Origin of the sequence: Indioceanicola profundi (assembly GCF_003568845.1) — a bacterium.
In the GTDB taxonomy this organism is placed as follows: domain Bacteria; phylum Pseudomonadota; class Alphaproteobacteria; order Azospirillales; family Azospirillaceae; genus Indioceanicola; species Indioceanicola profundi.
This window is the reverse complement of record NZ_CP030126.1, coordinates 2,689,531-2,704,430: the sequence shown is the minus strand read 5'-3', so window position 1 is coordinate 2,704,430 and position 14,900 is coordinate 2,689,531. Positions and strand designations below refer to the sequence as shown.

The following is a 14,900-nucleotide window of genomic DNA, read 5'->3' as shown; positions in this document are numbered from 1 at the left end:
GTTTTCACGGAAAGAAAACGAAACGGTACTGATCACACCTTAGAAGCGAATGGACGCGTTCATGAAGAAGTAGCGGCCGAGCACGTCGTAGGTGTTGGTATCCGTGTTCGCCGAAATCGTATCCGGCAGAATCGGCGGATTGCGGTCGAACACGTTGTTCACACCAGCGGTCAACGTGATGTTGTCGCTGATGCGATACTGGCCGGAGATGTCGCTGTAGACGACAGAGCCGACTTCCTCCACCGCCAGCACCGGCGCCGGGTCGCCGATCGCCTCGGCGTCGGCAAAGGCACGGTGCTCAACGGCATTGATCCAGCGGAACCGGTAGGAGAGCGACCAGGGGCCGCCGTCATAGGTTACGCGGGCGTTGATCTTCCAGTCCGGGATGGCGCTGTCATCCGTGGAGATGGTGCCGGCATACTCGTACACCGCCGGCTGGGCCGGGTTCGGGGTGAACTCGTAGCTGTTGACCCAGGTGACCAGGACGTTCGCCGACAGGCCGTGGCCGTTCGGCAGGTCGAAGCGGGCATCGGCCTGGAAGTCCACGCCGTCCGTCTTCAGGTCGGAGATGTTGGCCTGCGGCAGGTCGAACGGGATGATCTCGCCAGTGGAGTCGCGGCGGATCGGCTGTCCCAGGGGCGAGCAGGCCGCGCTGTTGGCATCGCCGGAGGCGTAGCAGGCCGCCAGCGCCGGGCCGAGGCCGCCGCCGAAGGTCTGGATCGCGTCCTCGATCTTGATGTTGTAGTAATCGACAGACAGGGTCAGCCAGTCGGTCGGGTCGACAACGGCGCCGAAGGTCCAGGTATCGGACTTCTCTTCCTGGAGATCGGGGTTGCCGACGAAGGTGACTTCGATCTGACCATCATCTTCGAACGTGCCGAGCAGACCGGCCGGCAGGCCCTGCTGCTGGCAGACGGCCAGCACCGCCGCGGACGGGTTGCTGGAGGCGCTGCACGGATCGGAAACCGGTTCGAAGGACTGCTGCGCCGCCCCGTACAGCTCGGAGATGGACGGAGCGCGGATGGCGCGCTGGTAGATCGCGCGCAGCCGGACCTCGTCGATCGGGCTGTAGGAGCCGCCGGCCTTCCAGGTCGTCACGCTGCCGATGTTGGAATAGTCGGAGTAGCGGAAACCAGCCTCGACGGACAGGTCCTCGACATAGGCCAGACCGCTCAGCAGCGGCACGGCCACTTCGCCGAAGATTTCATAGACGTCGAAGCTGCCGGACACCGGGCCGGCATTGGTGCCGCCCTGCAGGTCGCCGGTGCTGGCGAAGAAGTCCGGGCTGTAGCTGCTCTTCTCCTGGCGGTACTCACCGCCGAGCGCAACGCCCACCGGGCCGGCCGGAAGGTCGAAGACTTCGCCGGAGATGGAGGCGCCGAGCACTTCCTGCTGCACCACGGTCCGGTCACGCGCCGGAACGGTGACATAGGCGGCCGCCTCGGGGGAGATCGTGTCGGGGCCGAACGGGTTCAGCGGCACGCAGCCCGGCGTGGCGTTGGCGCCGTAGCAGTCGACGGCAGCCTGGAAGCGGGAGGTGGCGACCAGTCCGGTGGACTGCTCCTCACGGACCACGCGGCCGTAATTGTAGTAGGCGTCCCAGTCCCAGGTCCGCTCCAGCGCCTCGAAGTCGCCGCGCAGGCCGGTCACGAACCGGTAGGTCTGGCTCTCATACTGGTTGTTACGCGGGCCGACCTCGGTGGTGCGGCGGCGGATGCGGATCGGCGCATCCGGGTCGGCGCGGTTGGCCAGAACCTGACGGGCCTGCGCCGACAGGAACGGATTGTCGGCCTGAACGATAATGCCCGTGACCGGCGTGGCCGCCAACTGGGTGTTCACCTGGCTGTTCACATAGAAGGCCTCGGCATAGGCCTCGATGTTGTCCGCCAGGTCATAGGTGGTCATGGCCGCCAGATTGTACCGCTTCTGCGGGGTCTGGAGGTAGTTGTCCGGGGCGAAGTTGTAGGTGTCGCCGTAGCTGTTCGCCGTGCCGCCCTGGAACGGACGGATGGTGCCGTCGGGCAGGAAGGCGTAGGGCGCATCGTCCGGCAGGCCGGAACCGGCGTCGATACGGCCGGACGGGGTGGTCGTGGAGCCCAGCAGCTCAAGGGCGCCGGAGCTGTCCGTATAGGTGTCGCGGGAGAAGGACCGCGCACCCTGCAGCAGGCTGTCGCGGTTCAGATAACCGACCGACACCACCGCGTTGCCGCGGCCATCGGCGAAGTTGCCGCCCATGGTGACGCTGGCGTCATAGGTCTTGGCATCGCCGCGGTCGGAGATGCCGTAGTTCAGGTCGGCCTGAACGCCCTCGAAATCGTCCTTCAGGATGAAGTTGACGACACCGGAGATGGCGTCGGACCCGTACACGGCGGACGCGCCGCCGCTCACCACCTCGACGCGCTCGATCAGGGCGGCCGGGATGTTGTTCAGGTCGACGGTGCCGTCCTGGGAGGAGCCCACGAAGCGACGGCCATTGACCAGCACCAGCGTGCGGTTCGTGCCGAGACCGCGCAGATCGACGGTCGCCGTTCCGTTGTTGCCGTTGTTCGTGGCGGAGGTCAGACCGGCCACCACCTGCGGCAGGTCGTTCAGCAGGTCCTCGACATTGACCGTGCCGCTGAAGGTCAGCTCTTCGGAATTGAGCTGGGTAACCGGGCTGGAGCTGACCACGTTGGCCCGCGCGATGCGCGATCCGGTGACGACGATCTCCTCAAGGCCGGCCGGGTCCTGTGCCTGGGCGGCCATCGGAACGACAAGGGCGACAGCGGCGGCGCCGAACAGGCAGCGGAGCCGGAAGCCTCCCTTCGTGCGACTGGAATGACTCACTTGTTAGTTCCTTTCCCAGAATGGACCCGGCCTGAAACGGTCGGCTCCACAGTTACTGGGAAGCGGAAATATCAGAGACGTTCATGGAGCTGCAATAAACCCCGAGAGGGCGAGGCGGCGTATTGAGTCCGGTCGTGGCAAAGCCGCATCAGGAACTTAAGCAATATCGCATCGATAGCAAGTGCGACTTGATAGGCCAGACTTTCATCTTACATAGCGGAATGAAATGCTCGACATGTCATATCGAACCGGCATGTATGGAGCGGAAGTTGCGCCGCGCTTCCGTTAACAGGTTCATCTGCTGCGTTCCGGCGCGTATGGTGGGCAATCAACCCTATGCTCAACGCCGGGGCTGGACTCCGCCTGTCCTATCGGATCGATAAGGCGGCTTGTGAGGCCGCCCTCGGGAAATCTCTGGTCCGAAACAGAAAACGGCGCCGGGGCGATGGCCCCGGCGCCGGACATGGATTCACGGAAAGGTGATCAGGTCTGAGTTCCAGGGCCGGCGGCAACAACTCCGCCAGCCCTGCCGCGCGGTTTAGAACTGGGCGCGGAAACCGGCATAGAAGAAGCGGCCGATCGGGTCGTACACGTCGGCAGCCGTCTCGGTGCCGGTCACGTTCACGGCGAACGGGGCCGGGATGATCGGCGGCTTGCGGTCGAAGACGTTATCCACGCCCACGAACACCTGGTAATCCTCCAGGAACGTGTAGCGGAGCTGGATGTCGTTATAGACCATGGGATCGATCTCGTTCCCTTCGAAATCATCCTCGGGGTCGATCTTCGCCTCGCCGATGTAGCGGAACAGCCAGGACACGGTGAACGGGCCGCTCTCCCAGGTCGTGCGCAGGTTCCACTTGAACTCGGAGTAGCCGACCTGGGTTGCAGACTCGACCGGATCGGCGCCGGGGAAGGCGGTGTTCTGGTTCTCGATCAGGTAGGTGCCGACAAAGTCGAAGTTCAGCAGGCCGTAGTCGCCGACCACGTCCGCCAGATCCAGCGCGTAGTTGGCCTGCACGTCGATGCCGCTGGCGGTCTGGACGGCCACGTTGTCGACCCGCAGATCCAGCCCGGTGATGAAGCCGGTCGTCGGGTCACGGGTGACCAGGGCGCAGAACGGGTTGTCTGGATACTGGGCCTGGCCCACGCACTGGTCGACCGCCGTCTGGCGGGCGAAGCCCTGGATGGCGTCCTTGATCTCGATATCCCAGTAGTCAACCGTGACCGAGAAGTTATCGAGGAATGACGGGGTCCAGACCGCACCGATGGTCAGCGTGTCCGCCTTCTCTTCCTGAAGGTTCGGATTGCCCGAGTTGAAGCCAGGGATCGAGGACAGGTCGAGCTGGGTCGGGTTGAAGCCGCCGGCCGCGATGGCCTCGCCCACGCCCGGGGTCGCCGCGCAGTTCGCCTGAACCGTGGCGCTGGCGTCCAGGCGGCGGTTGTCGGCGCAGGGGTCGGTGACGGAGGAGAAGGTCTGCTGCGCCGGCTGGAACAGCTCGCCAATGTTCGGCGCGCGGACGGAGCGGGCATAGGTGCTGCGGAAGCGCAGGTCAGGGATCGGGGCGTACTCGCCGCCGAACTTGTAGCTCCAGACGCTGCCGACGGTGCTGTAGTCGGCATAGCGGACGGCCGCGTCGACGCCCAGATAGTCCACGAAGTCCATGCCGCTCAGCAGCGGGACGTTCGTCTCGGCATAGACCTCCCAGACGTCGTACTCGCCCTCGCTGGGGGCTGAGGCGTTGCCAGAGCTGATGCCCGCGATGGACAGGGCATCCGGACGGAACTCGCTCTCCTCCTTGCGGTACTCCAGGCCCGCGGCGAAGCCGACGGCGCCGGCCGGCAACTCGTACACCTCGCCGGACAGGAACGCGCCGGCGGTGTTCTGCTGGATCGTGCTGTCGAAGGTGGAGTTGGCGTTGACGTAGGACAGGGCGTCCTGGGAGACGGCGCCGGCGCCGAACAGGTTGATCGGCACGCAGCCCTGGGCGCGGGCCAGCTCGCTGGCGCACTGGAAGGTGCCGTCGGCAGCCACCTCGGCGTTCAGCGCCTCCTGCATGCGGGCGACGTTGAACACGCCCGTGGACACCTGATCCTGGGTCACCGTGCCGTACTGGTAGTAGGCCTGCCAGTCCCAGCCATTGTCGAACTCGCCTTCCAGTCCGGTCGCGATGCGATAGGTCTGGCGGGTGACTTCCGACTGGCGCAGCCCCAGCTCGTTGAAGCGGCGGGCGAAGGTGAACTCCTCCGTGCCGGCCGGGATCAGGTTACGCAGGGCCTGCGGGATCAGCGGGTTGGTGACCGGGATGGAAAGGATCGGCGCATCGACGGCCGTGCCGACAGAGGTGTTGTTGCCGAAGGCGATCGCCTCGGACTGGGACGAGGTCTCCGTCCGGGCGTAGGTGCCCTCGACGAAGAAGTTGATCCCCTCGAACAGCTCGTAATTGGCGATGGTGCTCAGCAGCTGACGCTCGATCGGCACGGAGATCAGGCGGTCGGCGTTGCGGTTATAGCCGTTCGCGATCGTGTCGAACGGGGTTCCGTCCGGATTGTAGGACACGCCGTCGATGATGAAGCGGCCGCCCGGCCCGAAGGAGCTGAAGGCCTGACGGTCCACGAAGGTATCCGGATCGTAGAAGGCGTCGGTGGCCGAGATGTCGCGGTCCTTGGACGCGACCTCTTCCGTCTTGTCGTAGGTGACGTTGACGATGATGTTGCCGCGGCCATCGGCGAAGTTGGTGCCCATGGTGGAGGAGATATTGTAGCTCTCCCCGTCGCCCTCGCCGGTGATGCCGGCCTGGCCCGAGACGCTCACGCCTTGGAAGTCGCGCTTCAGGATGAAGTTCACGACGCCCGCGATGGCTTCGGAGCCGTAGACCGCGGATGCGCCGCCGGTCACCACTTCGACACGCTCAATGAAGTCGGCCGGGATCGAGTTCAGGTCGACGGAAGTGGAGCCCTCGGAACCGCCAACATGGCGGCGGCCATTCACCAGCACCAGCGTACGGTCGGTGCCCAGATTGCGCAGATCGACCAGGTTCAGGCCGGTGGCGCTGACCAGGAAGTTGGAGTTGGTGGAGGAGACGCCCGGAATGCCCGCAGCCGGCAGCTCGTTGATCAGCTCGGCGGCATTGGTGGTGCCTTTGAGCTGGATCAGCTGCTCGTCCAGGATCTGGACCGGGGTGGGGGCGGTCAGGTTGGAGCGCTGGATGCGCGACCCGGTGACGACGATTTCCTCAAGGCCGGCTGGCGGAGCATCCGTCTGCGCCTGAGCCGCAAGCGGCATGGTAAGAGCGACGGCAGCGGCGCCGAACATGCAACGGAGCCGAAAGGCCCGCTTCCCACGACTGGAGTAACCCACTTGTCAGTTCCTTTCCCAGAATAGAGCCGACCGGCAACAACCGACTCCGTAGTTTCTGGGATGCGCAATTAACAAATATGTTCATCAAGTCGCAATAATGTTCCTGCTATCAACCTCCTACAGTGCCCATGACCGTGACAAACCTGCATCAGCCATTTTGCGCAGGTCGCCACTGTATCTTGCGCTTTAATTAGTTTGCGTTTGTTTTATTTTGGGTCGGGATAATTCTATATTTATGATATATCGATTCGTAGCACTGAGTCAGAACCTTGCGCCCGAGTTGCGTGAACGATGAAATTCGAAGAAGCTCTGCGCCATTGGAGAAATTAAATTTCATGAGGGCCGCCGGAAGGTCTCGCCAACTTCTATCGGCGCGATAAACCGAAATCGCGGATGGAAAAACGGTTGGGGCGAGGCGACGCAGACATACTTCCTCTTTGGGAAATGCGCCTCCTAGGGATGACCGCTCCGAGCTCGGGAGAGGACGGCCCGGAACGGCCTTCCGGGCCACCTGTTCATGCGGACGAATTCAACACCGGAGGATCGGAGATGACGGAGCGCAGCAAGAGCGGGGATTCCCCTTTCGCCGAGCAGGTGCGTCGCTCGCCCCAGGAGAATGCCCGGGCGGCGGAACGGGAGATGAGCGAGGATGAGAAGCGCCGCGAGGTCGAACAGGCGCAGGCCAACAAGCAGGAAGCGCAGAAGGAAAAGCGCAGCGACACGCTGGGCAGCGTCGCCGACGTCAATACTGCGATGACATCGCGGGACTGATGGAAGGATGGCCGGGCCGGCGCGCAGCCCGCCCGGCCATCGCTTGAATTCAATGCACGCTCAGCGCTTCCATGTCGTTCTGGCGGACGGTGGCGAGCGCCAACTGCTCATTCGGCACGACGGTCAGCGGGGTGCCGTCGGCGGCGTGGATCGCGAATCCGGCCGCGCCATCGCGCTCGATGCGCTTCACATAGGCGACGTCGTTCAGGCCGAAGGCCGCGAAATCCTGCGGCGAGAGCTGGCGGAGAAAAAGGGTCGTCGGGTTCATCTCTCGTGCCCTCCTGGGGCCAAGGCGCCGGGGGCTCCGCTCGGGCTGCCCACGGACGCGGGTGGAATCTTCTTGTCCGGCAGAAGCGGGGCTCAGCCCCGGTTGTCCGGAGAAACGTCGATGGTCTGGGGCCCGCTCTGATCCACGCCTTCGGCCGGCGCATTGATCCGGATGGTCCGCACCTTCGGCTCCGGGATCGGCCGGCGCAGGTCGACATGGAGCAGCCCGTTGTCCAGGCTGGCGTCGATCACCTCGATCCCTTCCGCCAGCACAAAGCTGCGCTGGAACTGGCGCGCTGCGATGCCGCGGTGCAGGTAAAGGCGGGACTTGTCGTCGTTCTGCTTGCCGCGAATGACGAGCTGATTGTCCTCCATCTGGACCTGCAGGTCCTCGGAGGTGAAGCCGGCGACGGCCAGGGTGATCCGCAGGCGATCATCGCCGATCTGCTCGATATTGTAAGGCGGGTAGCCCTCATTGGCGCTCTTGGCGATCCGGTCGAGCGTCCGCTCGAACTGGTCGAAGCCAAGCAGGAAGGGGCTGTTGAACAGGGACAGGCGGGTCGTCACGTGCGTCCTCCTCTGGTGAGCGAGCGCGAGAAGCGGGACCCCATGCCGGGCGCAGCCGGGCCTTTGCCGGCGCCGCGCAGAAGACCGGAACAAGGTCGGCTCCCGGAGCGGACGGCCCGTACTGGCACCGTCCGCTGCTTAAATGGGTATTGCGGGTCAAGGATCAAGGCAAGAGGAACCGCCGCCCATGGGCGGAGCAGGCCGGTATCAGGCTTTCCCCAGAATCTGTGGAAAAGTCTGTGAGCAGAGGCGAGTCGGGCCTGCCGGCTCTTGGCTTCTGACCTGTTGCCCGTTTTTTGGGCAGTGCGCAGGCCAGCGCGAAATGCCTGGAACCTGCACTGTTCCCGCAGGGCAACACGCAACCGCAACCGCGTACGGACGCGCTTGCGAAGCGGCGGGGATGCTCCGCCGCGCTGTGGATAAATTTGTGGAATCATGGCGTGAAACCCCGGAATCACGGTGTCCCTCAAAGGGTGGACAGGTGAGGGGAGACGCAATTCCAGCCAGCTATTCGCCCGGTCCGGGGCCAAGCGGTTCGCGCCCGCGAACGGCCTGGGGCATCAGTTCGACAATGGTCAGACCCAGGCGGCCATCCACGACCACCAGTTCCCCGCGGGCAACCAGGCGGTCATTGACGAACAGGTCCACCGGCTCCCCCACCGCACGCTCCAGGTCCACGACATCGCCGGGGGCGAGGCGCAGCAGTTCGCTGATGCGCAGGCGGCGACGCCCCAGGCGCACGGACACCTGGACAGGGACTGAAAGGATGCTGGACCGGTCGATCTCGCCGGACGCTGGTTCTGGCATGCCGCCGCTCTTCGTCGCTGGTCAGGACAGGGCGGCACTATCGCACAGATTCCCTAACGAAAGGGAGTGCCTCCGCCATCCGGATGCGCGACGCCAGGGCGGAAGCCGCTCAATGCGGCTTCACGCCGGTCCCGATCTCCCGCGTGTTCAGGGCGTCGGCCAGCCGGGTGTTGGCGCTGCCGCGGCGGGCGGGCTGCTGCTGGGTGCTCGGGTCGGGGGACCAGCCGGCCAGGTACAGGATCTGGAAGGTGGCGGGAACGGTCCCGTCCTCCTCCTGGTACAGCTCGGCATAGCGCTCCGCGGCGCGGGCCAGCACGGCGGGTCGGGTCGGGATCTTCAGCCGCTGAAGGGCGGCATTCGTCTCTCCCATCCCGCGCAGGTCCTGCATCAGCCGGAACGGGTTGGGATAGCTCACGGTCAGCGTATCGGTATCCGCCACCGGCAGGGCGAAGCCGGCCCGCTGGAGCAGCCCGGCGGCGTCGCGCAGGCCGGCCATGGGGCTGATCCGTGGGGACAGGCCGCCGGACACCTCCATCTCCGCTTCCATCAGGGCACGGCGCAGCTCGAACAGTGTGTCGCCGCCGAACATGGCGGCCAGGAACATGCCGTCCGGCTTCAATGCCTGACGCACCTGGACAAGCGCGCCGGGCAGATCGTTCACCCAGTGGAGGGACAGGTTGGAGACGACCAGATCGAAGCTGCCGGGCGCGAAGGGCAGGAACTCCTCATCCGCCGCGACTGCGAACCCGCCCGCCCGCCGCGCCGCCGCAGCCATCGCGGGTGACAGGTCGGAATGCACGATAGTTTCGATGCCGGAACGGTTTCCCAGGGCCGCCGCCATCTCTCCGCCATGGGACCCAAGGTTCAAGGCGCGGGGGAATATGCGCCGAATATCCGCCAGCCTCTCCACCAGCCTGCCCGCCACCTCGCGGCGCAGGAAGTCGTGCTCCGTCACCGATCTGGCTGCGCGGTCCCGGTGCAGGCGGACTACGCGGCGGTCGAAGACGGTCATCTGGTCGGCATCGGACATGGCGGTCACCCCCATTGAGCTTTGCCCGATAGCATTCACAGTCCACCGGCTCAACCGCCCTCTCGCCCATCCGTCCCGATTCGCCTATGCTCCCCCGATCGACGGCAACTTTGGCGGGATGATGGTCTGGCAGCGGCTCGCAATCCGGTCAGGGCAACTGGTCTCCCGCGCCCTGGACCTCATCCTGCCGCCGCGCTGCCTCGGCTGCGGCGCGGATGTCGGCGCGCCGGGAACCCTCTGTCCGGCCTGCTGGAAGGCGGCGGCATTCATCGCCCCGCCGCTCTGCGCCTGCTGCGGCCTGCCGTTCGAGTTCCAGACCGACGGGCAGAGCCTGTGCGGGGCCTGCATTGCCCGTCCGCCGGCCTTTGACCGCTGCCGCGCGGTGCTGGTCTATGACGATGCCAGCAAGGGCATGGTGCTGCGCTTCAAACATGCCGACCGCACCGACGCCGCTCCCGGCTTCGCCGCCTGGATGGCACGGGCGGGGGCGGACCTGCTGGCGGAAGCGGACCTGATCGTGCCGGTGCCGCTGCACCGCTGGCGTCTGTTCCGTCGCCGCTACAACCAGTCGGCCCTGCTGGCGCTCCACCTCGGGCGTCTTTCGGGGCGGCCTGTGACGCCGGACCTTCTGGTGCGGAAGCGGCCCGGCACCCAGGGCGGGCAGTCCGCGCGGGGACGTGTCCGAACCGTGGTCGGCGCCTTCGCCCTGCCGCCCGCCGCACGGGAGGCGGTAAGGGGTCGGAGGGTCCTGCTGGTGGACGACGTCTTCACCACGGGCGCCACAGTCGGCGAATGCGCCAAGGTGCTGAAGCGTGCGGGCGCCGCTGGGGTGGACGTGCTGACCCTGGCGCGGGTGGTGCGGGCCCAGCGGCTTGAACCCGCGGATGGTTCGGCGGGGCAATGATGCATCGCCATGGCTGCTTTGCCGCAGGCACCTGCCGGACGGGGGTGGAGCCTGCACCTTGCAGCCCCAACTCTGTTGCAGCACCATGTTCCCATCCTTCAGCAAGAGCCGACGATCCATGCCGAAGATCGAAATCTACACCAGCCCGTTCTGCGGCTACTGTTCCCGCGCCAAGCGCCTGCTCACCTCCAAGGGGGTGGAGTTCCAGGAATACGACATCATGGAGGAGCCGACGCGCCGCCGCGAAATGCTTCAGCGCGCCAACGGCCGCACCAGCGTGCCGCAGATCTTCATCGACGGGCAGGGGGTCGGCGGCTCCGACGACATCCACGCGCTCGACCGCGAGGGCAAGCTCGACCCCATGCTGGGTCTGGCCTGATGCAGGGCGGCAGCCGGCTCAAGGTCGCGGCCGTCCAGGTGAATGCCGGGACGGAGATCGCGGCGAACCTGGACAAGGCGGGCGATCTGGTCCGGCAGGCGCGCGCCGCCGGGGCGGAGCTTATCTGCCTGCCGGAGAACGTTTCCATGATGGTGCAGGGCCGCGCCAAAATCGCCGCCCGCGCCAAGCCTGAGGCGGAGCATCCCGGCGTTCCCTTCTTCCGCGACCTCGCGCGCGAGACCGGGGCCTGGCTGATGACCGGCAGCCTTGCCGTGGCGCTTGAGGATGGTCGCTTCGCCAACCGCTGCTATGTGGTGGGACCGGACGGGCAGGTCGTTGCCAGCTACGACAAGATCCACATGTTCGATGTCGATCTCGGCGGCGGCGAGAGCTATCGGGAGAGCGCCACCTACAAGCCCGGAGAGCGGGCCGTGGTGGCGGAGACGCCGTGGGGCGGGCTGGGGCTCAGCATCTGCTACGATGTGCGCTTCGCCTATCTCTACCGGGCGCTTGCCAAGGCGGGCGCCAGGATCATCACCGTTCCCGCCGCCTTCACCGTGCCCACGGGCCGCGCCCACTGGCATGTTCTGCTGCGGGCACGCGCCATCGAGACCGGCTGCTACGTGATCGCCCCGGCCCAGACCGGCACCCATGATGAGGGCCGCAGGACCTACGGCCACGCCTTGATCATCAGCCCCTGGGGCGAGGTGCTGGCCGATGCCGGCGAGGAACCGGGCTTCGTGCTGGCGGATATCGACCTTGCCGAGGTGGATGCCGCGCGCGGCAAGGTGCCGTCCCTGACGCACGACCGGACGTTCGAGGGGCCGTAAGGGAAAACCCGACCATTCCCGTTCCAATCTCCGTCACCCCGGCGAAAGCCGGGGCTCAGGAGTCACGGGCACCGGAGCAATCGGCCCTGGGTCCCGGCTTTCGCCGGGATGACGGCGCGTGAGAATGCTACTGCCATTGCTTCACACCATTGCGGCCTTGCCGCCGCCCGCCGGCCCCATCTGCCGGACCCGCCGCTCCACCTCCGCCTCGACATCCTTCTTCAGGCCCAGTGCGAAGAACAGCTCCGCCGTGAGGAACAAGGGTGCGACGAAGATCTGGAGAAGGTTCTGGGTCAGGGCCGGCTTGTTGCCTTCGAACTTGTGGCCGATCAACTGGACGATCCAGCCGCCGACGAAGGTGGCCAGGAACACCGTCCACACCACCGCGCCGCCCTGGGCCGCCACCAGATGGGCCAGCCACAGCACCGCGACGGTGAACAAGGCCATGGCGAAGCCCACGGCCAGATCCAGCCATAGGTAGATTGCGATCATCACCGCCACGAAGGCAGTCGCCAGGGTGACCGGCACGCCGGCGATGCTGAAGCCCAGCGGCACGCAGGCCATGGCCAGCAGGATGGCGAAGACAATGGTGGGCACGCCGAACACATGGGTCAGCTTGTTGCGCGGGTCCTGATGATAGGCCGCGTAGAACGTCATATGCTCTGCCAGACGGCTCATGTCTTCCTCCCCTGGATGGTGCGCTGGCCCCTCCCGGTCTCGGATGCCGGGTTAAGCTGCGGGGCCGGCCGCACGCCGTGCGGTCATGGTCCATGCAATAGCAGAAACGGGACCGGCGGGGAATCCGCCAGCACCACCTGCCTTAGAACCGCACGCCGTAGCGGACGCCCACCAGCGTCGCCTGCTCGCCCTTCACATGGCCGGCATCGAACTGTTGGCTCACCCCCAGCGCCAGCATGGTGCCGTTGGCATCATGCCGCGCCCAGCCCAGCGACAGGTCGAGGTGGCGGCCCGACGGCTCGGCAGCGGCCGTGAAGCGGTCGACGCCCGTGCCGGTCGGCAGGGCGAAGCCCAGCCTGCCGCTCTCCGCCCGCAAGGGCTGGCGCAGGGCGGCGGTCAGGGTGCCGCCGGCAACATCCTCCTGCGACAACCCCAGACCGAATGCGGTGCTGACCATCTCCGCCTGCTCCAGCAGGCTGCCGGGATCGTGTCCCCGCTCGCTCGTGCCCAGATGGGCCTCCACCGCCAGGCTCATCCCGCCGACAAGGCTGTAGCCGGCCTGGATCGAGGCGAAGCGGCTGTCCGTGGTCGCTCCCTCGAACCCGCCGAACAGCTCGGCCCCCATGAAGGTCTCCCGCTCCCGCACCATGCCGACGCTGAAGGCGAGGTCCAGCCCCTCCATGCCCCGCCAGGCCAGGGTGGCGGCCGCGGCCGCGCCGCTGCGGTCGTTGGGTGCTCCGGCGGCGGTGACCGCCAGGGTCCAGCCCGCTTCCAGTACGCCGCGGTAGCTCACCGCCAGCCCTTCGCCCAGACCGGTCATGAAGGGATGGGCCATGCCGGCGAAGGCGGGGCGCATCCCGCCGGTTCCCGTCAACCCGGCCAGGTCCTGCATGCCCTGCGCCCCGCCGCCATGGCTGAAGCTCAGCATGCCGCCGGCCATGCGCAGGCGCGCGCCCACCCCCGCCTCGTCGGCCAGGGCGCCGTCCACCTCGGTGGTGAAGAAATACTGGCCGAAGCCGCTGCCGTCCGGACCGGGCAGGCCAGTCAGGAAACCGCCGGTGGTCGGGCCGGCCAGATCGCGGATCGAAGCGGCGAAGCGCTCCCGACGGCGGATATCGTCCAGGCTGCCGACGAAGGCGCCGGCCGGGATCAGGAAGTCGCGGGCGAAGCCATCAATGACGCCGACGCCGTGGCCCGTCACGCCCCGTTCCACCGCGTCGCCCACCGGACCGTCCAGGGGACTGATGCCGGTGGCTGCCATCTCCGCGCCGTGTCCGGCCAGGGTCGTGGTGCCGACCGGGCTGAACACCCGCGCGATGTTCAGCGCCCCCCGCCCATAGATAGCATCCGTGCCGGCATCGCCCAGATCGTCCGCCGTCAGGAACAGGATCTGGCGGGCCTGATCGGCCGTCAGGTTGGGCCAGGTCTCGAACATCAGGGCCAGCGCGCCGCTGACGATGGCGGTGGAGAAGGAGGTGCCGTTGCCGCGGTAGAAGTCGTTGCCGGCCACCTGCCCGATGATGCCGGTGGCAGGGGCGCCGATGCACCAGTTGGCGGCCACGCCGCAGGCGTTGCTGTCCGCCCAGCGTGCGCCGGTCGCGCTGTCGATACCCATGACCGCCAGCCACCCGGCCTCCAGCTGCGGATAGGTGGCGGGGACCTGCGCCTCCGGGCTGGGCTGGGCGAAGCCCTCGTTCCCGGCGGCCCAGACGCTAACGATGCCGTTGGCGATGGCTTGGCTGTAGCTGTCGACCAGCTGGCGGAAGATGCCGTTTCCGCCCAGTTGGCCGTCGCTGTCCGCCCCCCAGCTATGGTTCACCACACGGGCGCCGTTCTGCGCGGCTGCCGTGTTGATGCGCGCCATGGCGGTGATGAAGGAACTGGACCCGGTATCGAAATCGCCGTCCGTGTTGAAGATCGTAACCGGGATGATCTGGGCGTTATAGGCGACGCCGTGGGTGCCGACCTCGTTCTTGCGGCCGGCGATCACGGTGGCGACGAAGGTGCCATGGTCGAAGTCGGCCGAGGTGCCGGCATCGCTGGGCAGGTCGAAGCCGCCTGCGGCGATTTTCCCGGTCAGCTCCGTCACCTCGGTGATCTTGCTGTCCACCACCACGATCTTCTGCCCGGCGCCGGTGATGCCGCGGGCATAGGCCTCATTGGCGCCGGTCAGGAGGGTGCCGGGCTGGTCCCGGTACTCCCGCGTCTCGAAGACGGACGGCTCCTGCACGCGCGGCGGTAGCAAGCGCCCGCGCACCGGGTCGCCGGCATGGTCGGGGTCCGCCGGCTCACTCGCCGGAGGAGGCGGTGGTGGGGGGGGAACCGGTGGAGGCGGAGGAGGGGGCGGCGGAGGAGGAGGAGGAGGGGGCGGTGCGGCCGGCGGCGGCGGTGGCGGCGGGACCGAAATGTTGGGCCCGTCCGAGGACCCGCCACCTCCGCCCCCGCATCCCGCAAGCGTCAGCGACGCCCCGACCATCAAGCTC

The 14,900-nt window shown here is 66.8% G+C and carries 12 protein-coding genes; 4 read left to right on the top strand and 8 right to left on the bottom strand.

All coding sequences use genetic code 11. From position 1 onward, the window contains the following. Positions 1–39 precede the first annotated feature (39 nt). Positions 40–2,826 (bottom strand): TonB-dependent receptor plug domain-containing protein, encoded by a 2,787-nt coding sequence (locus DOL89_RS12800; protein WP_119679506.1) that lies wholly within the window; start codon positions 2,824–2,826, stop codon positions 40–42. Between the two features lie 538 nt (positions 2,827–3,364). After that, a complete protein-coding gene (locus tag DOL89_RS12795; RefSeq protein ID WP_119679505.1) occupies positions 3,365–6,139 on the bottom strand; it encodes a TonB-dependent receptor plug domain-containing protein in 2,775 nt (924 codons plus the stop codon). Between the two features lie 594 nt (positions 6,140–6,733). On the opposite strand from DOL89_RS12795, the gene DOL89_RS12790 reads away from it, so the two are divergent. Then, positions 6,734–6,955, top strand: coding sequence for a hypothetical protein (locus DOL89_RS12790; RefSeq protein ID WP_119679504.1), 222 nt, complete (start codon positions 6,734–6,736; stop codon positions 6,953–6,955). A gap of 49 nt (positions 6,956–7,004) precedes the next feature. Here DOL89_RS12790 and DOL89_RS12785 read toward each other — a convergent pair whose 3' ends face one another. The 4 genes from DOL89_RS12785 to DOL89_RS12770 form a co-directional block, all read right to left on the bottom strand. Next, positions 7,005–7,223, bottom strand: coding sequence for a DUF1150 family protein (locus DOL89_RS12785; protein WP_119679503.1), 219 nt, complete (start codon positions 7,221–7,223; stop codon positions 7,005–7,007). Between the two features lie 92 nt (positions 7,224–7,315). Continuing rightward, positions 7,316–7,789, bottom strand: coding sequence for an Hsp20 family protein (locus DOL89_RS12780; RefSeq protein WP_119679502.1), 474 nt, complete (start codon positions 7,787–7,789; stop codon positions 7,316–7,318). 507 nt (positions 7,790–8,296) lie between these two features. Continuing rightward, the gene (gene fliN / locus DOL89_RS12775; protein WP_119679501.1) at positions 8,297–8,596 is read right to left on the bottom strand and encodes a flagellar motor switch protein FliN; all 300 of its coding nucleotides are present in this window, start codon (positions 8,594–8,596) and stop codon (positions 8,297–8,299) included. A gap of 109 nt (positions 8,597–8,705) precedes the next feature. After that, a complete protein-coding gene (locus DOL89_RS12770) occupies positions 8,706–9,626 on the bottom strand; it encodes a methyltransferase domain-containing protein (protein WP_119680412.1) in 921 nt (306 codons plus the stop codon). Positions 9,627–9,744: 118 nt separating this feature from the next. On the opposite strand from DOL89_RS12770, the gene DOL89_RS12765 reads away from it, so the two are divergent. The 3 genes from DOL89_RS12765 (at position 9,745) to DOL89_RS12755 (ending at position 11,739) form a co-directional block, all read left to right on the top strand. Continuing rightward, positions 9,745–10,530: a ComF family protein gene (locus tag DOL89_RS12765; protein ID WP_119679500.1), complete on the top strand. Its 786-nt coding sequence runs from the start codon at positions 9,745–9,747 to the stop codon at positions 10,528–10,530. A 118-nt stretch (positions 10,531–10,648) separates the two neighbouring features. Next, entirely contained in the window at positions 10,649–10,909 is a 261-nt protein-coding gene (gene grxC, locus DOL89_RS12760; RefSeq protein WP_119679499.1) for a glutaredoxin 3, read from the top strand. After that, complete coding sequence (locus DOL89_RS12755; RefSeq protein WP_119679498.1) at positions 10,909–11,739, top strand: carbon-nitrogen hydrolase family protein; 831 nt, start codon at positions 10,909–10,911, stop codon at positions 11,737–11,739. The genes grxC and DOL89_RS12755 overlap by 1 nt, the downstream gene beginning before the upstream one ends. Positions 11,740–11,880: 141 nt before the next feature. On the opposite strand, the gene DOL89_RS12750 is transcribed toward DOL89_RS12755, so the two are convergent. Beyond that, positions 11,881–12,417: an Mpo1 family 2-hydroxy fatty acid dioxygenase gene (locus DOL89_RS12750; RefSeq protein ID WP_119679497.1), complete on the bottom strand. Its 537-nt coding sequence runs from the start codon at positions 12,415–12,417 to the stop codon at positions 11,881–11,883. Between the two features lie 142 nt (positions 12,418–12,559). Beyond that, positions 12,560–14,662, bottom strand: a complete 2,103-nt coding sequence (locus DOL89_RS12745; RefSeq protein WP_205574579.1) for a S8 family peptidase — start codon at positions 14,660–14,662, stop codon at positions 12,560–12,562. Positions 14,663–14,900: the final 238 nt, after the last annotated feature.